This window comes from Vibrio sp. L5-1 (genome assembly GCF_021728315.1).
GTDB lineage: Bacteria > Pseudomonadota > Gammaproteobacteria > Enterobacterales > Vibrionaceae > Vibrio > Vibrio splendidus_K.
Genome location: NZ_JAKKCQ010000001.1, coordinates 819,604 through 841,471, shown reverse-complemented (window position 1 = coordinate 841,471; position 21,868 = coordinate 819,604). Strand labels below are relative to the sequence as shown.

Annotated in this window: 17 protein-coding genes; 11 read left to right on the top strand and 6 right to left on the bottom strand. The window is 42.1% G+C overall.

Annotated elements, in window-relative coordinates; genetic code table 11:
- Positions 1-31 precede the first annotated feature (31 nt).
- Positions 32-394, bottom strand: coding sequence for a hypothetical protein (locus L3V35_RS03455; protein ID WP_054545834.1), 363 nt, complete (start codon positions 392-394; stop codon positions 32-34).
- 404 nt (positions 395-798) lie between these two features.
- Between L3V35_RS03455 and L3V35_RS03450 the strand changes: the two genes are divergently transcribed.
- From L3V35_RS03450 to L3V35_RS03415, 8 genes are all read left to right on the top strand, one after another.
- Positions 799-1,140: a DUF1214 domain-containing protein gene (locus tag L3V35_RS03450; protein WP_160317329.1), complete on the top strand. Its 342-nt coding sequence runs from the start codon at positions 799-801 to the stop codon at positions 1,138-1,140.
- A 10-nt stretch (positions 1,141-1,150) separates the two neighbouring features.
- Complete coding sequence (locus L3V35_RS03445; RefSeq protein ID WP_237298403.1) at positions 1,151-1,510, top strand: hypothetical protein; 360 nt, start codon at positions 1,151-1,153, stop codon at positions 1,508-1,510.
- Positions 1,511-1,513: 3 nt separating this feature from the next.
- Positions 1,514-2,911, top strand: coding sequence for a protein translocase subunit SecD (gene secD / locus L3V35_RS03440; protein WP_237298401.1), 1,398 nt, complete (start codon positions 1,514-1,516; stop codon positions 2,909-2,911).
- Positions 2,898-3,842 (top strand): protein translocase subunit SecF, encoded by a 945-nt coding sequence (gene secF / locus L3V35_RS03435; RefSeq protein ID WP_172837690.1) that lies wholly within the window; start codon positions 2,898-2,900, stop codon positions 3,840-3,842. The genes secD and secF overlap by 14 nt, the downstream gene beginning before the upstream one ends.
- 306 nt (positions 3,843-4,148) lie before the next feature.
- Complete coding sequence (locus tag L3V35_RS03430) at positions 4,149-4,832, top strand: hypothetical protein (RefSeq protein ID WP_065206733.1); 684 nt, start codon at positions 4,149-4,151, stop codon at positions 4,830-4,832.
- Positions 4,833-5,532: 700 nt separating this feature from the next.
- Positions 5,533-7,332 carry a mechanosensitive ion channel domain-containing protein gene (locus tag L3V35_RS03425; protein WP_237298399.1) on the top strand — a complete coding sequence of 600 codons (1,800 nt, stop codon included), beginning with the start codon at positions 5,533-5,535 and terminating at the stop codon, positions 7,330-7,332.
- A gap of 118 nt (positions 7,333-7,450) precedes the next feature.
- Positions 7,451-8,542, top strand: coding sequence for an efflux RND transporter periplasmic adaptor subunit (locus tag L3V35_RS03420; RefSeq protein WP_237298397.1), 1,092 nt, complete (start codon positions 7,451-7,453; stop codon positions 8,540-8,542).
- Positions 8,542-11,595: an efflux RND transporter permease subunit gene (locus L3V35_RS03415; RefSeq protein ID WP_237298396.1), complete on the top strand. Its 3,054-nt coding sequence runs from the start codon at positions 8,542-8,544 to the stop codon at positions 11,593-11,595. Before L3V35_RS03420 ends, L3V35_RS03415 begins: the two co-directional genes overlap by 1 nt.
- A gap of 492 nt (positions 11,596-12,087) precedes the next feature.
- Here the strand turns inward: L3V35_RS03415 and L3V35_RS03410 are convergent, their stop codons facing one another.
- The 4 genes from L3V35_RS03410 to L3V35_RS03395 all read right to left on the bottom strand — a co-directional run bounded on the left by L3V35_RS03410 (position 12,088) and on the right by L3V35_RS03395 (position 16,079).
- The gene (locus L3V35_RS03410) at positions 12,088-12,738 is read right to left on the bottom strand and encodes a MarC family NAAT transporter (protein WP_054545826.1); all 651 of its coding nucleotides are present in this window, start codon (positions 12,736-12,738) and stop codon (positions 12,088-12,090) included.
- Positions 12,739-12,868: 130 nt separating this feature from the next.
- The gene (locus L3V35_RS03405) at positions 12,869-14,260 is read right to left on the bottom strand and encodes a magnesium transporter (protein ID WP_237298394.1); all 1,392 of its coding nucleotides are present in this window, start codon (positions 14,258-14,260) and stop codon (positions 12,869-12,871) included.
- Between the two features lie 9 nt (positions 14,261-14,269).
- Positions 14,270-14,920, bottom strand: a complete 651-nt coding sequence (locus tag L3V35_RS03400; protein WP_237298393.1) for a DedA family protein — start codon at positions 14,918-14,920, stop codon at positions 14,270-14,272.
- A gap of 67 nt (positions 14,921-14,987) precedes the next feature.
- A complete protein-coding gene (locus tag L3V35_RS03395; protein ID WP_237298391.1) occupies positions 14,988-16,079 on the bottom strand; it encodes a calcium:proton antiporter in 1,092 nt (363 codons plus the stop codon).
- A gap of 265 nt (positions 16,080-16,344) precedes the next feature.
- On the opposite strand from L3V35_RS03395, the gene L3V35_RS03390 reads away from it, so the two are divergent.
- A complete protein-coding gene (locus tag L3V35_RS03390) occupies positions 16,345-17,409 on the top strand; it encodes an alpha/beta hydrolase (RefSeq protein WP_237298390.1) in 1,065 nt (354 codons plus the stop codon).
- 91 nt (positions 17,410-17,500) lie between these two features.
- Here the strand turns inward: L3V35_RS03390 and L3V35_RS03385 are convergent, their stop codons facing one another.
- Positions 17,501-18,430 (bottom strand): LysR family transcriptional regulator, encoded by a 930-nt coding sequence (locus L3V35_RS03385; protein WP_054545821.1) that lies wholly within the window; start codon positions 18,428-18,430, stop codon positions 17,501-17,503.
- Positions 18,431-19,105: 675 nt separating this feature from the next.
- On the opposite strand from L3V35_RS03385, the gene L3V35_RS03380 reads away from it, so the two are divergent.
- Positions 19,106-20,239, top strand: coding sequence for an outer membrane protein transport protein (locus L3V35_RS03380; RefSeq protein ID WP_237298388.1), 1,134 nt, complete (start codon positions 19,106-19,108; stop codon positions 20,237-20,239).
- 303 nt (positions 20,240-20,542) lie between these two features.
- A complete protein-coding gene (locus L3V35_RS03375; RefSeq protein WP_237298380.1) occupies positions 20,543-21,868 on the top strand; it encodes an anaerobic sulfatase maturase in 1,326 nt (441 codons plus the stop codon).

Here is a 21,868-nt window from a genome sequence, read left to right as displayed (position 1 = left end):
ATGGCTAACATGACGAGAAACCCCGACATAACTATAACGTAGTCAAAGCAACGCACCTGTTACCTAACAGGGTCGACAAGGTTGCGATCATTGGTTTGTTAATGTAATCGCTTTCTACTGCTACGTCGTCAAGCCAGTAAATATCTGCAAGTAGGTGAAGATCTTCAATCAATGCTTGGCAACTTTCCTCAGTCACTTTTGAAATATCACTAGGGAAATCATCACTGAGATCGACAATGATCACTCGTTGATGCTTTTTTAGCTTCAATCTTACAATATCTTCTAAATCGGCCATGCTTTTCTCTCTGTGGAAAATAAACATCACACTTTGGCCCTCTCCGATATCGTAGATCTTATAGCGTCGATCATTGAGATAAATAATATTGAATTTCATGTTATCGATTCCTCGGGATTTAAATAATCAGCCAAAATGAAAATGTTGAGTTGGCATTAGACGTTAATTTTTAACTCAATGTCGTTTGAATTGAGTTTGCTTAACTTCACTTAAAGACTCAAAGAATTAGAGAAATTCAAATGTGAATCTCTCAAGTCATATTTGAATTTCTGTAAACCATATTCAGGACACTGTTGGTTATTTATGATCTCTGCATTCATGGTTTTCTAGGAAAGGAAACCTAATGCAGCAAAGGAGATAGGTTCAAAAAAGAATCTAAGTAGCATCAATTAACAGTTGTCAACCCAATGAAAAATATCAATAAATATCTTTTGTTATTCTCTCTTCTTGTAAACGGTTTTTTCTCAAGTTTTGCATGGTCTTCGAGCTCGATGTTGGAGGATGTGTCTGCAATAGCCAAGCTCATTTATGACAGTGAACCTCAAATTGAAGCGACGAGTGATGTCAAACAAATCAGTAATAATCAATCTCTGACGTATCGAATTACAAAGGCAGAAGCCGAAAGCGATTTGTGGTCGATTGTTATTATTGACGGACAAAGTGACGAGATAGCAGATGGTGGTCAGCAATTGATTACTAATATCGACAATATGAATTTTCATCGAGAACTCGATGGTAGCTTACTTATCAAAATCTCGAAGTACCGACCTGGTGATGTGAACGCTACTAACTGGTTACAAGCTCCAGAAGGTAGCTTTTATCTCGTGAAGTATGTGTACTTATAGGGTAGATAACATGAAAAAAATATTTGCCTATTTCCTGCTAATTCTCTTATTGATCAGCGCTATACCGAGTTTTTTTGGCGAAAAGCCTGCATTGGTTCTTAATCACGCTGATAGTTCATTACCCATTGAGCCTTTGCTAAGCATATTAGTTAAAAATCAGATAACTCCGTTAGGTGTTGAGAACCAACAAGACGAAACTACATTAATCTTTGAAAGTAAAAAAGAACAGCGAGAAGCGCAACAGGTATTGTCATTGGCGTTTCCGTTAGCTCATTCTCATTTTTCATTCGTCAGTGCAGCACCTCAACTATTTAGCCAGGTAGGGCTAACACCCATTAACCTTGGATTAGATCTTCGTGGTGGCGTGTAGTTCATGCTGCAAGTTGAAATAGATGATAGCGTGAGAAGTTTGGTAGAAGCGACATCGACTAATGCTCGCCACGTAGCTCGTGCAGAAGGGATTCGCAGTCGAATTGCTGACATAGATAACAATGGATTCTCGGTCATTATTACTAATTTAAGTAGTCGTGATTCAAACAGTATTCAAAGCGTAACCGACCACATGCGTTCACAGTTTTCTGAATGGAAAATCAGTGTAAACGACAACGTATTACGTTTTACGCTTGATGAAAGCATTAAAGAAGAGCAGGCAAGTCTCGCTATGCAGCAAACCCTAAATATTATGCGCCAGCGTATTGAAAGTTTAGGTATCACTGAGGCCGTCACTCAGCGTCAGGGGGCTGACCGTATATTGATAGAGCTTCCGGGTGTTCAAGATCCTCAAGTTGCGAAGCGTGTTATTGGTGCGACGGCGACGATCTCTTTTCATACGGTTGTTGATTCAAGTCAAGCTGCACAGACTCATACTACGCGTGATGGGGAATCTGTACGCTTGTCTAGACAACCGGTGTTAACGGGAGAGTACATTATTGGTGCATCCGCATCGGTTGGCGAGTTTGGACAACCTGAAGTGAACCTAGTGTTGAGCAGTGCGGGAGGCAGCAAAATGTCTGACTTCTCACGGAGTAACATCGGTAAACCTATGGCGACCTTATACAGCGAATATCATCAAGATCATAACAACCAACTTGTTCAACGCCATGAAGTGATCAACATTGCTACGATCCAAAGCCAATTAGGAAGCCGTTTTAGAATAACGGGTATCGGTCAAATTTCCGATGCACAAGACCTTGCGCTAATTCTACGCTCTGGGTCATTGACCGTACCTGTGACCATTATTGATGAGCAAGTGATTGGTCCAAGCCTAGGTGAAGAAAATATCCAAAAGGGTTTGCTCGCGGTGATGGTAGGTTTAGCTCTGACATTTGTGTCGATGCTGGTTTTGTACCGAAAGTTCGGTGTTATAGCTTGTGCCGCGCTTATCACCAACATTGTCATGATTGTGGGTTTTCTATCGTTGATACCGGGAGCAACGCTTACTTTGCCGGGTATTGCAGGCCTTGTACTCACCATGGGCATGGCGGTTGATACTAACGTTCTAGTGTTTGAACGAATCAAAGAAGAAATGCGTTCAGGAAGATCGCTAGCGAGTGCGATACCGAGAGGTTATAAAGAGGCCAGAAGTACGATTATTGACGCAAACCTTACGTCGTTGATCACTGCGATTATTCTGTTTGCGATTGGTTATGGTGCCGTGAAGGGTTTTGCAATAACACTCGGGATTGGACTGTTGACCAGTATGTTTACGGGATTATTTTATAGCCAAATGTGGATGACAAAACTTTGGGGGTATGACAATGACAAAGTTTAACCAGTTGGTCGCTGATATTCAGTGGTCAAAAGTAAGGTGGAACGGTTTATTGGTTTCACTTGGGTTGATGTTTATATCAATTGTCCTGATATCGACCAAAGGTTTCACGCTTGGGCTTGAGTTTACCGGTGGTATCTCTCATGTTGTCAATACAGATATTCCAGTGACTTTGGAAGCGATGCAGTCAGCTTTGAATACGGTATTTGATGAATTACCCAATCTAGTGCCCGATGTTACCTACCAAACTTGGCAGTTACAGTTTCCTATTGGCGGAACGGGTGAATTGGAGTTGTTGCAGTGGTTAAGAGCTGTAGAGTTGGAGCTAGGCCATCCGCTTAATCTAGTGTCGAGCTCAGTTGTTGGAGCGCAGGTGGGTGAGCAATTATTTGAGCAAGGTGGTTTAGCCCTGATTGTTGCGTCTATCGCCATTATGTTTTACTTAACTGTGCGTTTTGAATGGCGATTAGCTCTGGGGGCGATTGTTGCTCTACTGCATGATGTGCTGGTGGTTTTAGCATTGTTTGTGGTGTTTTCGATTGAATTTAATCTCACCGCTCTTGCTGCATTGCTTGCTGTTGTGGGTTACTCGCTCAATGACTCTATTGTTATCGGAGACCGAATTCGCGAGTACCTGACCCGTAGACCGAATCAGAGTACCAGTGAATCTACGGATCAAGCGATACGATCGTCATTGTTTAGGACTCTAGTAACGTCTGGAACCACGTTATTGACGGTAAGCAGTATTGGCCTTATCGCAGGTGGTACATTAAGTGGGTTTGCGTTTGCATTGTTCGCTGGGATTATTGTGGGCACTTGGTCTTCATTAGTGATCGGTACAGCAATACCGGAAAGGATCGGTTTGTCTTCTGAGCATTATAAGCCAAAAGCTCCTTTGTTAGATGAAGGCGGTAATCCTATTCATAGTGAATAGCCCGCCGTTTATAGCTTATAGCTAATTGAAAGTTTATGGCTCCTATATTGGAGCCTTTTTTGTGCCAAAGGAATTATTCATTATCTTTCGTCTAATGTACCAAATATGATCTTAGATTTTAGATTTCCTATTGGTGACTATCTGGGGTGTTATTGAAAATTTAAAATAGTAGTGTACTCATTTTATCGAATGAATGTATGTTTATTAATAATTTACAGTGAGCTCTATTTTGAATTTCTGTAATTCGTCGTAAACAATAGTTGGTTAGGTACAATTTACTCGACATTAAATATTGAGGAACACATTATGAAAAAAATTGTATTAACTATCTCTGCTATTTTACCTTTAACTCTTTCTGCTGTTGCGAATGCAAACCAGAACATCGACTTTTCAAACCCAGTGTCGACTTATTCTTATGCGAATCTAGGTTATGATAGTGATGGTTTTACAGCTGCCATTGCTGCAAGCCAGGAGCTAAACAATGGTTCAACCATGTTTCAATACATTGGTTCTAATGATTTCTACCAACATAATTTTATTGCGACATTAGCGAATAGTGATAGCGATGCCGCTCTTCAGTTGGATTACCTATGGGACACCGATTACAAGGATACAAGTAAAAACTCACATACGGTATTTTTTAATGCCATAAAAACAACCTCTATTGATTCTAACTTCAACCTTTCTCCATCAATGGGTCTAGGCTTTAATACCAATGACTTATCGACAAAAACAAGTTATTTAGCTAATGCAGCACTGACCATGACCTACGCATTCACTAGTCACGTTTGGCTTGATGTTACACCAGAATACACTTATAGCTTTAACGATCAAAAACAGAAAGTCGGCGGTAAAGAGAGTTACCGTGATTTATCTATTGAAACCAATTTAGGTTTCAAATTAGCGCCAAATCAGTTTGTTGAAGCGACATATCGTTACGATGAAAACAATGATCACCATACTGGTATCAGTTACAACATGAGCTTTTAAGCTCCCACAAAAAATCCCCCTTTGTTAGGTGACTGTATTTACATTGATTTTGAAGTGTACAGTTACTTAATGAATAATATCTTTATTTTATTGACAATAACTAACAACTAATAACCAGTAGCTAACAAATGATAGTTCAATTGATTATTAGCTAAGCGTAACGTTTGATTAAATGTTAAATGATAGGTGTAACCATATATGGTAAATATAACTGCTCAGCCATTGATTCTTTATGGGAAAGTTCCCTTTAAATACATTTATTTTGGTTTATCTTCTTATGTAATTGTTATGTGTGGTTTTTTGTCTTTGATAGGAGGGATGGGTTAAAGAAAATGATCTTCATAGATAAGTTTAATCGCAAAAGGAAGTGTAATCGCATAGTGAAGTAATTCGCTATGCGATAGTTAAAGATAAAATATATTTATGATGATATTCGTAATGTTAGAAATGACATGAAAATTAAGTAACCAAGAATAACGGCAATAAGTGGGAAGTATTTCATGGTTTATCTCCATCGATTATTGATGATTATTTATCGCATAACTACTTCACAAAGCACATGAATTAGAGAAATTCATTATCGCTCGAATTTATAATGAACCATTCTTAATTCATTTCAATTTTTATTCTTACTAGTCATATTGATAGTAATAATAGTGTGCTCTCTGAGAGGATCTCTCTACTAAATCAAAGGTCAATTATGGTCGCTCGACTTTTAACACTTTTCTTTTCAATCCAAATTGTTTGGTTTAGTTCATTCGCTCACGGACAAGACAAGCCCAGTTTTGTGGATACCTCAACGCCCAATAGCACTCTATCTGGTTTTATTAAGTATTCTAAGCACGTGATCCATTATTGGCAGCTTGAGCAGCTCGATTTACCTGAAGCCCAACACGCTTATGCCCAAGTAACGCGAACCATGGATCTGTCAAACCTTCCCAATCGCAGTCGAACCGTGGTCGTGATGGAAAGAATCATTTTGCTGCACGAAATTCTAAATAGGTTAGGACAAGACGTTCAATTACATCCTTCAGAAATGGCATCACCAACGGGTGACACTGGTCACCAATGGCGTCTCGCTAATACAGACATTCTGATCGCTAGACAGACGAATGGTGAGAAGGTTGGCCAATATCTGTTTACGACCACTTCCATTAATAGCTTATCGAAATGGTATCGCCTGATCTCAGCGTCTACGGAGAAAAGTGAACATGACGTTGATTTATACCATGAGTTTTTAATTCTTCCAGGCCCGCTATTTTCAATATCATTGATTAAATCTTTACCAGAAAGCTTTAATACCTTATACGCATCGATTCCTCTTTGGCAGTGGTTTGCTTTAGTGAGCGTCTTTTTGTTATGTAGGTCTATGATTAAGTTAAGCTTCTCGCTTGGCGAACGTTGGAACTTACATTGGTATCGAAATGGACTGAAATGGCAAGTTGGCCGCCAGTTATCTTTGGTTGGGGTCGTCTTTATTCTGTTTATTACCCGAAAAGTGATTGATGACGGAATATGGATCACTGGAGGTATCTACCAGTTTTTGTCTACCTCTTTTTTGATTGGCCAGTTTTTCTTCGTTGCATGGTTGATCATGACCATATTCAATTACTTTGCGGAGCTGTATGTATTTAATAAGCATGAAGGCAAGTATGTTGACTCTTCTTTAATTACGGTACTCGCGCGTATTTTTGGCGGCCTTACGATTGCCATCTTGGGCATCTATGTGATCGATTTTATGGGCTTCTCAATCTCCCCAATCGTAACGGGTTTAGGGGTTGGTGGTTTGGCGGTAGCACTCGCCATTCGTCCTGTACTGGAAAACGTGATTAATGGGCTTACCTTGTATGCTGATGGTGGTATCAAAATTGGGGAACTTTGCCGCTATGGCGATAACCTAGGTACTATTGAGAGCATAGGGCTACGGTCTACACGAATCAGAACACTAGAGCGTTCTTTAATTACTATTCCTAATTCCGAATTTGCCAATATGGAAATTGATAACCTCGAACGCCGCGATAAGCGTCGGATGAGCCACCGCTTGAGGTTGCGGCCAGAGCTGACTCAAGACCAACTCAAACTCCTGGTTGTTGGTATTAGGCGACTGTTGTTACAACATCCTAAACTGGATGAAGATCCGGTGAGAGCAAGGTTTGTGGGCGTTGGTGAGTTTGCGATACACATCGATATACTCGCTTATATTATATGCAAAGACCATGAAGAGTTTCTTGCTGTGCAAGAGGATGTGATGTTTTCGGTGATGCAGCAAGTTGAAGCGGTAGGTGCCCAGTTGGCATTCTCTAATCAATACCAACTTGCGCAAGCACTTAACCCTATTGAGGATGAACTCAAAGAGAAAGCGACCGAAACAGTTAAGCAGTGGCAGGATAACAATAACTACCCATTCCCTGACTTTAGTTATGAATTTAAAGATGGAATCAAAGACAGCATTATGTACCCTGCGAAAAGTTCATCGGTTCGCGCAAATGGAAATGGTTAAAACAGAAAGCTTTACCCTAAGGTGATTATCGCTAATTTGAATTTCTCTAATTCATCGTGTTTGCCTTCTATTTACTCCAAAGTAGCGTCAAAATATTTAAGCTACTTTGGAGATATCCATGCCTCGTATTCGTTCTTCACGCATACTTCTTTCTTTTTCTGTTTTACTTATGTCGATGGGGTGTTCGACCGAAGACTCACCACTGATAGGTGATACGCCTCGCCCTGTCCGTTTGACTGAAGTCCAAGCTGTGGGTCAACAAGAAATCAGACGTTTTCCTGCTCAAGTTTCTGCGTCGAAAGAAGTCGAGCTCGCTTTTAGAGTGGGTGGTGAAGTCGTTGAATTTAACTTAAAGCCATCGCAAAGAGTGACAAAAGGCGAAGTCATTGCTCGACTTGATCAGCGAGATTTTAAAACTGAAGTCACATTGAAAAAATCGGAGTTTGATTTAGTCAAAAGAGAATTAGATCGAGCGAGCCAGATGATGAAAAAGAATCTATTGGCTCAAGCGGAGTTTGATGGCATTCAAGCTCGTCTTCAAGTTGCACAGGGAGCTTTACAGCTTGCACAAGACAGGTTGAAAGATACCGTCATTACTGCGCCTTACAGTGGTCGAATTGCAACGACTCACATTGAAAACCATCAACAAGTGCAAGCTCACCAAGGTATCGTCCTTTTACAAGACCATGAAATGATAGATGTCACGATCCAGTTACCTGAGAGCGTCCTTAGCCAGATGGATGCTAAGAGAATTGACCCATCTTATCAGCCCTTAGCGACCTTTAATGGCTCGTCGGCTTCATACCCTGTGACTTATAAACAGCATAAAACGCAAGCAACAGCAGGAACACAAAGCTATGAAGTGACCTTTACTCTGGTCGCGCCAAAAGATAACCATACGGTGTATCCAGGTATGGGAGCAACGCTACACCTTGATATCGATAAAATCATTGCCGATAAGCAAGGTGCTCAACGTTTTGTCGTTCCTGCTAGCGCCATTTTAGACAATGACCTGATTGGTCAACCTCAAGTCTGGGTATTTCAGAACGGGCTAGTTTCTCCGTTAGATATCACCATTCAAGGAGTGTCGGCGCGTGGTGCGATTGTTTCTGGAGATCTCTCTCAGAATAGCTATGTGGTGAGTGCTGGTGTCAGTCAATTGTCAGAGGGGATGAGAGTTACGCCCGTCGTTCGTGAGCGAGGTTTATAATGAACCTGACTAATTACGCAATTAAAAACAAAGTCATAAGCTGGCTCGTCGTTGCCATTTTATTGGTGGGCGGTGTGCTTTCGTTTCGTGGTTTAGGGCAATTGGAGTTTCCTGCATTCCCTATTCCACAAGCTATGGTTAACACCACGTACCCTGGTGCCTCTGCAATGCAAGTTGAGGAAGAGGTCACCTTACCGCTTGAGCGTGCGATTTCTCAGCTTGAATATGTTAGAGATGTCGAATCTTTTACCAGTGCTGGGCTGTCTCAGATTGCGGTGATATTAAAAGAGACCATACAAGCAGAACAACAACCTCAGGTATGGGATGAATTACGTCGTAAGGTGAATGATATTCAGCCGAGAATGCCACCGGGAGTGAATCCATCGCAAGTCATTGATGATTTTAGCGATGTGTATGGCATTCTCTACAACATTACGAGTAATGAATACACTTATCGCGAACTACAAAATTACGGTGAATACCTTCAGCGTGAGCTTCTTGCTATTAAAGGGGTAAAGAAAGTTAACTTGGCCGGGCTAGTCTCTGAACACATTGTGATTGAGATTGCCCAGCAAGATCTTAATACGTTGAACCTTGACCCTGCTTGGCTTTCTCGTTTGATTCAAAATCAGAACATGGTGTCTAATGGTGGTGATTTGCTACTTGATGGACAATCGATCCGAATCCATTCTTCTGGTGAGTTTAATGAAATTGAAGCGTTAAAATCATTTAAATTTAGCCCGCTGGGAAGCAATGACCTGATCCAATTAGGTGATATCGCAGAGGTAAGCCGTCAGTTTCAGGATAAAGCTTATACCTTGTATCGTAACAATGGTGAACAAGCCATTTCTCTTGGGATCTCGTTTGCGAACAGCGTCAATGTGGTTGATGTGAGTGAACGTGTCAGTAATAAATTGTCTGAACTCGATTTTGCTCGTCCAATCGGCATTGAATTAAACAAAGTGTACGACCAAGGCGATGCGGTTGATAAATCGGTGTCTGACTTTGTGATGAGCCTAGTCGAAGCGGTATTGATTGTTATTGTCGTGCTGTTATTTGCCATGGGTTTGCGTTCTGGCATTTTAATGGGGGCTATTTTATTACTGACTATCCTCGGCACCTTCATTGGGATGAGTATTCTAGGCGTTGAGATTCAAATCATTTCACTTGGTGCTTTGATCATTGCACTGGGAATGCTGGTTGATAATGCGATAGTGATAACTGAAGGTGTCTTAATTGGCCTGAAACGTGGATTGACCAAACGTAAAGCGATTGAATCCGTTGTTAAACAGACCCAGTGGCCCCTGCTTGGTGCAACACTGATTGGTATTATTGCATTTGCCCCGATTGGCTTGTCTGCCGACGCAACGGGGGATTTCTTAGGGTCTTTATTCCAAGTATTAGCGATTTCTTTATTACTAAGTTGGGTGCTTGCTATCACGTTAACGCCGTTCTTCTGCGAACTGATGTTTAAAGAAGAAATAGCCAAAGGTGAGTCAGATCATATCGATCCTTATCGAGGGTTGATATTTACCCTGTATCGTACGGTTCTTAATACCGCACTAAAAAACCGTGTCGCGACAATGGTCATCACTCTGGTCTTGCTTATTTCTGCTGTGATCGGGTTTGGCTCTGTAAAACAGGCCTTTTTCCCGCCATCGAATACGCCAATTTTCTATGTGGATGTATGGCTGCAACAAGGCACAGACGTTCGTGAAACAGAACAACGCCTAAAACAAATTGAACGTACCGTGAGCGGGTTTAATGACGTTCATAATGTCACGACCGTCGTAGGTTCGGGTGCTCAGCGATTTATTCTGACTTATGCACCTGAAAAATCATACAGCAGTTACGGGCAATTGATTGTTGAAGCGAAAGACTTAGCCGCGATCGAAACGATGTTACCCCAGATGAAAGCAAGGCTTGAAAGTCTACATCCGGATATTGATTTTAAGTTTAAGTTAATGGATTTGGGCCCTGCACCTGCCGCTAAAGTAGAAGCGCGCTTTTATGGTGCGGATCCACAGGTGTTGAGACAACTTGCTGCTCAAGCGAATGAGATCATGCGTAATGAGCCAAAAGCAACCGCAGTTCGTCACTCATGGCGAGAGAAAACTCAAGTGCTTGAACCGCAACTTGACGGTGCAGCAGCAAGGCGAGTCGGGATAACCAAGAGTGATCTTGATAGAACCTTGTTACGCAATTTAAATGGTGAGCAGATTGGCTTGTTCAGAGATGGCAGTCATATCATGCCGATTGTCATGCGCGCGCCGGATGAAGAACGTTTTGATATCGATAGATTACCTGAGTTACAAGTGTGGAGCCAAGACCAAAGCCGTTATATCCCAATAACACAGGTCGTTTCCGACTTTAATTTGACGACGGAAGACTCTTTAATTGTTCGTCGTAACTTTAAACGCGTGATTTCCGTTATGGCCGATGTGACGCCATTTGGTGATGATACGGCTGAATCTTTGCGCCGTTTGGTCGCCCCTAAAATCGAAGCGATTGAACTTCCTCAAGGCTATCATTTTGAGTGGGGGGGGGAATATGAAAGTCAGCAAAAGGCTACCAACAACCTAATGGGTTCATTGCCAATGGGATACCTGATCATGTTCTTGATTACGGTATTGTTATTCAACACCATTCGTCAGCCTTTGGCGATTTGGTTGACGGTACCACTGGCATTAATTGGTGTGAGTGCAGGCTTATTATTAATGAATATTCCGTTCTCGTTCACGGCACTGCTAGGGTTATTGAGCTTATCAGGCATGATTGTGAAGAATGGTATTGTGCTGGTGGAGCAAATCAATATCGAAACCGACCAAGGTTCAAGTCTTAACCGTGCAATTGTAGATGCGAGTGTGAGTCGTGTTCGACCTGTGTGCATGGCGGCAATTACTACCATGTTGGGTATGATCCCGCTGGTGTTTGATGCCTTCTTCCAGTCGATGGCGGTGACCATCATATTCGGACTTGGGTTTGCTACACTACTAACTTTAGTGGTATTGCCTGTGATTTATGCCTTGTTGTACCGAGTAAGCTATCGTTAACATCTACATGTTCAATACCTTTCATTAGGATAAGAAAGAACGTCCAGAAGTGCATAGGATTAAGCTGATACCAATAATGTTGGTATCAGCTTTTTTGTTCGTATTAGCCTGGAGGAAGTGAACGATTTAGTACTCAAATTTGCAGAAAGATACGTGCTGTTATCAATGTGTATAACAGTACTATTCAGCTAGAAAGCCACCAGTGTGACCACCTTAAACGTCCATACATTGCTATCGAATCTCTGTGATGAAAACTCGGGAAGATGTTCGTTAAAGGCACCAATGTTTACTGGGCCGTCAATATATACTGGTTCAATGTTTACTGGTTCAGAGGAGCATTTACATAGAAGAACGTAGAGCAAGTCGAGCGATTAGAGTGGGTATTTTGAGGGGGATGGTATTGTGGGCTGTTGGAGTGGAAACTGGGTGCCGTTGTTCAACAGAAAAACCCACACAATAAGCAATCTACAGTGCGGGGTTTGATATGGAAAATTACAGCAATGCGCCGATATCTTGTACGATTTCTGTAATACCGATAGTAAAGAACTGCACACCCATACAGATAAGCAGAAAACCCATTATTCGGGTAAACGCGTTAATACCATTTTGACCCAAAGCTTTAAGTAACGGGTAAGCCATACTCAGAATAAAAGCGGCAACTAAGCTCACGACACCAAATCCGCCAATGACTCCTGTATAAATACTTATCTTTTCTAACTCTTCTTCACTAGATGCGATTTCAGCAGCAAGACTAATGATCAATGCCATTGTTCCGGGGCCGCATAGTGATGGAATTGTAAGGGGCACTAAAGCAATCGAATCTTGCCCGACACTACCATCCATACTTTCTGGTTTGGGAAACAGCATGTTAAAGCCAATCGCACAAATGATGATCCCGCCACCCAAACGTAAGCTCGGAATTGAAATACTAAACAACTCCAAAACAGAAGCACCAATAAAAAAGGTGATGCACATGGCGATGAATAGGTAAAGCCCAACGGTTTTCGCTTGTGAAACGATATAACTCTTGTCTCGGCCCTTACTTAAACCAAGAAGAACGGTGGCAGCGGCTGGTGGGTTCATCATTGGCAACAAGCCGAGAACAGTTAGAGTTAAATAGGTGAATAACGTTTCTATGTGCATACAGTTTCCTTTAAATGTGGGTGGATTTTTGTGTCATTGGGTAGTGGTTAAATTATTAGGTGTCGCTTAATCTCGAATCAAATTAATGACTAAATGGCTGACTAACTAAATGATTGACTAGCTAACTAAGTTAAAGAAGCATTAACTGTGCAAGATATAGAACACTAAAGAATGAAATCGCATCGGTTAATGTAGTGAGCAGTGGGCTAGATAACATGGCTGGGTCGAGGTTTACGCGCTTGAGAATTAGGGGCAAAGCGCCACCGATCATGACGGCACAAGTGGACGATATCGTGTAGGCAGCCGCGACTAACACCGGTAATAAATGACTTTGCTGACCATGGGTGAACAACATGAGTAGGGCAATAACCAAACCAATTGCAAGACCATTGATAGCGCCAATCGGTAACTCTTTGGCGACGACAAACAACCAGTCTTTAGCGGAAATATGCTTTGTTGATAATTCTCGAATAGAAACAGCAACGGATTGGTTGCCCGCGGCCCCGGATAAGTTAGCCACTAAGGGTAAAACGGCAGCTAATACGGCAACTTGTTCGATAATATGTTCAAAGGAAGCGATGATCGATACCGCGGCATAGCTCAAGATTACCGATGGCAACAAAAATGTGAGGCGTCGGATATTACGTTGTAATAGCGGCATAGTACGAAACTCGTCACCGCCAAATATACCGCTGGCTTCACGTTGTTGTTGTTCGGATTTCTCATATAACGCCTGGTTTAACTGGGTGTGACCAACGATACCAATTTGAAAGCCATGTTCGTTGATAACAGGAACGGTAGAGTGTGAGGTAGAGTCGAGCACACTTTTTAATGATTGGAGATCAAAATCTGCAGGTACGGTGGGGACACTTGTATCAATATGATCGAGCAATCTATCCCAAGATTGAGCGAGAAACAGTTCTCTAGTTTTGACCGTACCTAAGTAGTTACCGCGTTTGTCGTGTAAATAAATGTAGCGCCATTCAATTCGTTCAGAGCTTTGCTCGCCTTCACGCAAGACGGTTTCTAAGTCTGAAATGGTTGCCCAGCTTTCTAGTTTGATTATCTCATTCTTGCAAATTCGCCCCACGGAACCATTAGGAAAAGACATCGCGGATTTTTCTTCGTTTTCCCAAGTTTCGGGTAGTGAGGATTCAAGGGCTTTGTGAAGTGGTTTAGGTAAGCTACGTAATAGAGATCGGCGAACGTCTGAACGCATATGTAAAAGAATGTCTTTCGCACTGTCGATAGGAAGGTTTGAAAATAAGAGTGCACGCTCTGGCTCTGTTAGGTAATCCAGAAAGTCAGCAGCCAGATTAGGCTGCTGAGTACAAAGTAACACCCAAAACTGTTCACACTGTGCGTTGGTGAATTTTCTAATCACGAATGGAAGATCGGTCAGGTTAGCACTTTCTATTTGTTTGATAATGCCATCACTAGTCCCGGTCTGCATTGCTGAAATTAACTCGGAGTACAGCAGCTCGGCGTCAGTGTTAGGTAATGGAACGGTTATTAAGGTCATAATAATGGGCTACACTGCAATGTGATTACGTTTGCGAATTATTCGGATAAACAAGGTGATAAAAGCAATTGCCATCAGCATTAAGCTGGTGAAGAGAAACCACTTGGTGATGAGTTCTTGATGTTGATGTAGAAACGGGTGACGCATAATGGACTTTCCTGCATAAAGCAGGGCTAACACCCACACGATGGAACTGGTCATGCTGATCATGACAGTGCGGATAAAGCTCAGGTGTGCAATGCCCATCAGCATCGGGGTTAGAACTCGAACGAAAGGAATAAAGCGGGACACGAACAATGATAGGAACCCGAATTTATTGAGAAGGCGCCTTGCTCTAGGTAATGAATCGTCAGGCAGCACGACTTCAATTTTGTTCATGAAGCGTGAACCTTCTAACCAGCGTCCTTGTAGATAACCGATAATGGTACCTAAACAAGCCGATAAGCTGAGAGCAGTCAGGGCGGTATAAAAATCCACAGCACCTAATCCAACTAGTCCACCTACAAACAAGACCAGTCCATCCCCAGGGAGAGGCAAAAACACAAAACTCGACTCTAGAAATAACACAACCGCAAGCAGTAGCAGCAAGATATGGAGTGAGTTGATCTCAAGTAGCGTGTCAAAATCTTGTATCCAAATGGCGGATAATATTTCATTCATACTCTTTCCTTAATGGTATCAAACGACGTAACAGCCAGATCTAATGATCTGGCTGTTGTGCTTCGTGTTAGTCGAACATCAAAATTAAATAAGCGAAGAAGAGGACAAGGTGGGTTGCACCATTCAACGAGTTGGTTCTACCGCTGCTAAAGCTAACGCTGGTCATGAGAAGTGTAGCGGCCAGCAACACCATTTCTGCGGGTTCTAAGCCTAATTTCAAGGGCTGATCCATTACACCAGAGATCAATAAAACGGCCGGTACGGTCAGTGCAATCGTTGCTAATACTGAGCCGAAGAACAGGTTGATAGCACGCTGTAGCTGGTTTGTGAGAGCGGCTTTGACGGCACCAACTGCTTCTGGCGCGAGAATAATAAGGGCAACGATAAGGCCACCAAGGGCTGCCGGAGCGCCCATAACGCTAATGCTGTCGTTAATTGGAATGGCTAAACCTTTTGCCAGAAGTATTACGATGAGTAAGTAACTAATTAGCATGACGGTGTGAAATAGATTGCTACTTACAGGGCCGTGGTGGTCATGTTCACTTTTATTGTCGGCATCAATGAAGAAGTGAGTATGGCTACGTGTTTGTACGAACAGGAATACGCCATATAACGCAATGGATGCGAGAACTAATGTGCCCATCAAGCTCAATGACATGTTTCCATTGTCATTACTGCTGGTAAAGTTTGGCAAGATCAAGCAGAGCATCGCAAGAGGAATAATGGCAACCAAATACGCTTTAATGCCATCCAAATTGTAGGACTGGGTGTGATACTTCATCCCACCAACTAATAAGGTAATACCGACAAAGCCATTCAATACCGCCATGATCACAGCAAACATCGTATCTCGGGCAAGAACTGGATTTGGATCGCCAGTCAACATGACAGAAGAGATCATAATCACTTCTAATGAGATGACTGACAATGTCAGAATAAGGGTGCCGAATGGGTCTCCCAACTTAATTGCTAAGGAGTCTGAGTGGCGAACCACCGCAAAAATGGCGGTCATTGAGACATAAAAGAGGACGGCGGTAGTGATGACATATGAGAAGATTGAGAGACTTGAGGTCAGCATGCTTTCACCTAAAGTCTTGAAGAATATTACAGTCAAAATACCAAGGAGCAGCGTTTTCTCTTGTTTTAAAATCTTATACATTTGAGCTTCTCGTTGAGGCCAACATCGTAAGGTCCTAGTGACTTTGTCGGTTCGCGAATGTTCACTACGTCCTCCATAAGGTAGTGATTTGCTCATAGCTTATGGTTGTGGGAAGAGGTTGAATATGAATTAGAGAAATTCATAAATGCTTCAATTGTTGCCCCAATTCTGAATTTCTCTAATTCGTCGATTTTAAGTTCATTGATTTCAATAATGGCGTTAACAAACTGCAAACCGCAGTTCATAAGTTGCCTTTGGAGTCACAATGAAAACATTACGCAAATGTATACCGACTAATTTAATTCCTACTACTCTTGTCTCTGCGCTTGTACTTAGTCTTTCAAGTACCTCGGTAATCGCTGATATCAACTTGGCTGAGCGCACGATTCCAACGCCTGTGGGGATATCGACAACGTTTGCTGAAATGATCGAAGGTAGAGGCAGTATTCCAGAGATTCCTGTCCCTGAAAGTACAGAGGCGTGGCTTGAATTTCAGTCCATGTTTGATGCGCCCGGAGTTGAACTCGCTAAATCAGTAGCGGAACGTTTTGAAGTAACGTATGAAGCAAAAAAATTTGCAGGAGTAGATACCTTTTTTGTCACGCCCAAAATAGTCTCATCTGAATATAAAGATAAGTGGCTAGTTCATATTCATGGTGGCGCGTTTGTTTTTGGTGGGGGTGAATCGGCACTTCGAGAGGCAATTTGGGTCGCGAATGGGTTAGGGGCAAAAGTGATTTCAGTTGATTATCGTCAGCCACCATTACATCCATTTCCAGCTGCAATTGATGATGCCGTTGCCGTTTGGAAAGAGCTAATGAAAACTCAAACAGCAGAATCGACGGCTATTTTTGGCACATCTGCGGGCGGTAATTTAACGTTGGCAACGACACTAAAAATACAAGAGATGGATTTACCGGCTCCGGGAGCGCTTTTTGTTGGCACACCTGCGGTTGATTTGAAAGAAACATCGGATACTTGGCACACATTGAAGGGGCTAGATTCATTAGGTCATCGTGAAGGATTAATTCAAGCGACATTTGATTTATATGCTGATGGTGAGGCATTGGATAACCCAATAATTTCACCTATTTACGCAAATATAGATGCTTTTCCACCCACTGTTTTTATTTCAGGAACTCGTGATTTATTACTGAGTGATACGGTTCGAATGCACCGATTACTGCGCAGCGCTGATGTTGAGACTGAGCTTCACGTTTATGATGGTCAGTCTCATGGTGATTATATGAATGGACTCGTTGCGGACATGCCTGAATCGGAAGATGCTATCAAAGAGATTGGCTTATTCTTCAATAAGCATATCAATTAGTTTTAGTTTTAGTTTTAGTTTTAGTTTTAGTTTTAGTTTACAAAAGGCTCCAAAATAAGTGACCGATATGAAGTAACTTGATGTTCAAGAGTTACTTCTCTGGTTGCACCACTTTATCGAAGAAGCTTTGCATCGCTTGGTGCAACAGTTGGTTCAATGGGAAGCCACGTTTAGATTGTAGGTAGCCACCGTTAATTTGAATGGACCTCATCTCTCTAGGGACAACAGGAAGAGGATAGCAACTCAACTCTGGTTCATTTTCTGTCATGAAGGTACTGCCGAATGAAAAGGCATCAGAGTGTTTTAACTTGTTAAGTAAAACTCGAAGACTATGAGTGGATAACACAATATTAGCCTTGTAGCCTTTCGCTAAATAAAGGTCTTCAACTGGCGCACGCTTCGAGTTAATTCCATCTGCGAGTATCCGAGTTATAGGAAGGTGGTGAATATCTTCCCAAGCACTGCCGTTACTAAGCACAGGGTGGTTTTTGCGGGCAATAAGGCTCAGCTTGATTTCTTTCAATTTATGTTGATAAATTTCTTGTGGTAATGGGAATTGGGCGAAGTGGAGCATATAGTCAACTTGGCCATTAAGCATGTCACTCAAGCTTTGTTCTTGCCAGTAAACCAGTTTGAAGTTGGCATTAGGTAATACGCTTCTCAGCTCACTAAAAATACCATCACCGTATTGCTCTAGCAGGAAAATGTTCATTGCTATCGATACTTCACCGGTGAACTGTTGAGGGTCAAAATTTTGATAAGACTCAACGACTTTAACCAATGGCGTGAACATTTCATCGGCCGCTTCTGCCAGTTTTTCAGCTAGTTCAGAAGGTTCTACTCCATGTGCCTTACGTATAAATAGTTGATCGCCAAACGTTTCTCTCAGCTTAGCTAGACCACGACTGACGCTAGTTTGTGATATCCCTAGTTTGTCTGCGGCCTGATGTGTGTTTCGTGTTTCTACAACCGCTTGCAATAGTTTCAGTAGGTTTAAATCTAAATCGCGAAGTTCTTTCATCGTCAGTCCTTAACTATTGAGAGAATTCCATTGTAGTGTTGAACGAGGGTGACGCAAACTCATTTTTGTCCGCAGTTGTGAAGTGGGCTTTGAGCAACATAAGTTGTTGGTATCCAACTGAACTACCTCAAGAAGCAAAAAAGTTAGTTTTGGTTACAAAAGCGTATGCTTAATATCACACTAAATATAAATCGAATAAAGACGACGCCGTAAGGTTTAACTATAAACCCCGTTTATAGCAAATGTAATCCCCACCAACTATTTAGACCAAAACTGAACCTATAGAATAGTGGAACACACTTATATGGACCGTTTTCATTAATGGCCAGGTCGACGGGTTCTGTTTGTCATTTTGGTTGCAACTCCCTTTTCTATTTCGAAACACACCAACTCTGTCCTGGACACCCAATCAATTGTTAAATGAGTGATGACACGTTAAATGCGGATATGAATCGGGGCATCGAAAATCTACAAGTGAAATTGGTCTAAGTTAAACGAAATCCAAGACAATATTGAGTTTGTGGCTGAGTTGAATGACAAGAAAGGTTCGGGCGCCACTTAATTACTAATTACGTGAACGCTCTAGCTTTTATTGCGGATGGTTCAAGTGTGGGCTTGTTGCAAGTGTGCGATACGCCGAAAAATTCTCTCGAAACATCCTAAGGAATCTATAAAATGAAGATGACGCAAGTCGCTCTCAATGTTGTGGTTGCATGTGCCACTCTTACCCCCTTTTGGGTCAATAGTGCTGGCTTAAGCATGTCTCAAATAGCGACAACCAAAAGCGTTGCAACAGCAGGGGCCGCCAACGTTACAAACAGTTCTGACTCTTCTGCAACAATCTCAAACGCCGCTGCACTTTCTGGCATTGAAGATCGCTCGTATGTTTCGGGCGCTCAGTATATCAATGTATTCAACCAGTTCACTCGTGATGATTCAGGAGAAAGCACTGAAGCCTCAAAGGGATTAATCGCACCTCACGCCTCTTATGCTAAAAGAGTTAATAAGAAAGCGGTACTTGGAATTAGTCTTCATTCCGCGGGTGGCTTAGGTGCTGAATATAGCAATGGTGTCGGCGCTAATCCAATCAATGCCATTTCAGAGAATGCTATTGCTGTCGTCGATATTACAACTGGTGTTTCATATCAAGTTACAGACAAGCTCTCCCTTGGCGGTTCTTTGATTCTTCAATACATGAAAATAGACGTCGTTGGTGGCGTGAACACTCAATTGGAAGAACTTGCTACCGGTGACAGTATTGCTCCTTCTTTTGCTCTGAGCTCGTACTACACGTTGAGCGACAATACACACTTGGGTCTGCAATATCGCCATAAAACAGACCATGAAATTGATATTGAAACGTCGCTAGATGTGAATCCAACCGCGAATTTATCTTGGGTTACTAGTATCGACTTGGGGCTTAAGCATGCTCTTTCCAAACAAACCGATGTAATGGTTAACGCTAAGCTTGAAAACTGGGAAGATTATGACGACAAATATACATGGACCTATTCTGTAGGCGTTGGCGCAGCGCATAAGATGGATAAGTTTACGATTTATGGCGGCGCTAGCTACGACTCTTCTCCAGTGAACGAGAATGAGCGAGACGTACTACTGCCCGTTGACCAGCAATGGCGCATTGGGTTTGGTAGTGAGTATGAGCTTGAATCTGGCAACAAGTTAGGTTTAGCGTATCAATATCAAAATAATGGAACCGCGGATATCACAGCCGACAACGTGACGCTCCAGCCAACAGGAAGTTATGAAGATAACCGTATTCACTTTGTGACCCTTTCTTATCGTCACTGATTCGTTTAACAAGCCTAGATGCCGAGTTATACACTTTAAACTCACCCAAAACCAAAACCAAAGCAGAAGAATATAAGAGTAGAGAGCAGAAGAAGGCTTTGGTTAATCACTAAAATGTGTCGATATTTGTCGGTGGTCGTGGATTTGAGCTATTCAGAGGCATGAACTATAAATCCTGTTTATAGTAAATGTAACCACCACCGACTATTTAGCCAGAAACTGAACCTATAGAATGGTGATACACACTTATGGACGCTTCTCACTAATTAGCCACAATGGATGGGCTGACTATAAGGTTCACTCATGCAAGCACCTCACAATTGTCACGTAATGGCCAAGCCGACCGGCTCTGTCTGTAATCTTGACTGCAGTTACTGTTTCTATCTTGAAAAACACCAACTCTATCCTGAACGTCAAACAAACTGGCGAATGAGTGATGACACGCTAAGTTCCTATATAAAGCAGACCATTGAAGCTCAAAGCAACAACCATGTTCAATTTACTTGGCAGGGCGGTGAGCCAACAATGATGGGGCTCGCGTTTTTTGAAAAAGCCATGCAGTTATGTGAACAGTACGGAAAGGGAAAAAAACTTGAACACACCTTTCAAACCAACGGCATTTTGCTTAACGATGCTTGGTGTGAGTTTTTCAAAAAACATCACTTTTTAGTCGGTGTGTCCATTGATGGGCCGCAAGATTTACACGATGCTTACCGAGTCACCCGCTCGGGTAAACAAACACATGCTCAAGTTATGCAAGGTATCGAATTGTTAAAAAAGCATGGTGTTGAGTTTAATACGCTTACCGTCGTCAATAATGAAAATGTGAAACATCCAAAGCGGGTGTATCAGCATTTGAAAGAGATTGGTTCAACGTATATTCAGTTTATTCCGTTGGTCGAACGAACGAAGCAAACATGTTCTCAAACGGATTTAAAACTTGTCTTACCCGATGAGCCTTTAGCAGAAGTCACGTCATGGTCGGTGCCTTCGCAAGCCTATGGCGAATTTCTTTGTGATATTTTTGATGTATGGGTACGCAAAGATGTGGGCTCCATTTTTGTGAATATGTTTGATAGTACGTTGAGTGCTTGGTGCGGACAGCAGTCTGGAATGTGTCATTTTACTGAACGTTGTGGTCATGCTTTTGCTCTTGAGGCGAACGGGGACTTATACAATTGCGACCATTATGTATACCCAGAACATTGTTTGGGCAATATTCATCATAAATCGATTTCTGAATGCAATAACAGCCAGCAAGCCATTGAATTCGGTCTACAAAAACAAACAACATTGACTCCCGACTGTAAGAAATGCCCATTTCAGTTTGCCTGCAATGGAGGGTGTCCAAAACATCGTTTTGAACGCAGTTCAAGCGGACATCCAGGGCATAATTATTTTTGCCAAGGCTATAGAAAATTTTTCGAGTACAGTGCTCAATACATGAAAGAAATGCGTAGGCTATTATCTGTTGGTCGTTTTGCAGATGAAATCATGTGGGCATTGGCTTATCAAGATGTGAAGCTGACAGCAGTTGTAAGCAAAAGCTCTGTGACCATTGGTCGTAATCAATCTTGCTCTTGTGGAAGTGGTATAAAATACAAACATTGCTGCGGAGTAAGAAGGTAA

Coding starts and splice junctions, on each gene's coding strand:
- L3V35_RS03455 (WP_054545834.1), bottom strand. CDS start 394: ATGAAATTCAATATTATTTATCTCAATGATCGACGCTATAAGATCTAC.
- L3V35_RS03445 (WP_237298403.1), top strand. CDS start 1,151: ATGAAAAAAATATTTGCCTATTTCCTGCTAATTCTCTTATTGATCAGC.
- secD (WP_237298401.1), top strand. CDS start 1,514: ATGCTGCAAGTTGAAATAGATGATAGCGTGAGAAGTTTGGTAGAAGCG.
- secF (WP_172837690.1), top strand. CDS start 2,898: ATGACAAAGTTTAACCAGTTGGTCGCTGATATTCAGTGGTCAAAAGTA.
- L3V35_RS03430 (WP_065206733.1), top strand. CDS start 4,149: ATGAAAAAAATTGTATTAACTATCTCTGCTATTTTACCTTTAACTCTT.
- L3V35_RS03425 (WP_237298399.1), top strand. CDS start 5,533: ATGGTCGCTCGACTTTTAACACTTTTCTTTTCAATCCAAATTGTTTGG.
- L3V35_RS03420 (WP_237298397.1), top strand. CDS start 7,451: ATGCCTCGTATTCGTTCTTCACGCATACTTCTTTCTTTTTCTGTTTTA.
- L3V35_RS03415 (WP_237298396.1), top strand. CDS start 8,542: ATGAACCTGACTAATTACGCAATTAAAAACAAAGTCATAAGCTGGCTC.
- L3V35_RS03410 (WP_054545826.1), bottom strand. CDS start 12,738: ATGCACATAGAAACGTTATTCACCTATTTAACTCTAACTGTTCTCGGC.
- L3V35_RS03405 (WP_237298394.1), bottom strand. CDS start 14,260: ATGACCTTAATAACCGTTCCATTACCTAACACTGACGCCGAGCTGCTG.
- L3V35_RS03400 (WP_237298393.1), bottom strand. CDS start 14,920: ATGAATGAAATATTATCCGCCATTTGGATACAAGATTTTGACACGCTA.
- L3V35_RS03395 (WP_237298391.1), bottom strand. CDS start 16,079: ATGTATAAGATTTTAAAACAAGAGAAAACGCTGCTCCTTGGTATTTTG.
- L3V35_RS03390 (WP_237298390.1), top strand. CDS start 16,345: ATGAAAACATTACGCAAATGTATACCGACTAATTTAATTCCTACTACT.
- L3V35_RS03385 (WP_054545821.1), bottom strand. CDS start 18,430: ATGAAAGAACTTCGCGATTTAGATTTAAACCTACTGAAACTATTGCAA.
- L3V35_RS03380 (WP_237298388.1), top strand. CDS start 19,106: ATGAAGATGACGCAAGTCGCTCTCAATGTTGTGGTTGCATGTGCCACT.
- L3V35_RS03375 (WP_237298380.1), top strand. CDS start 20,543: ATGCAAGCACCTCACAATTGTCACGTAATGGCCAAGCCGACCGGCTCT.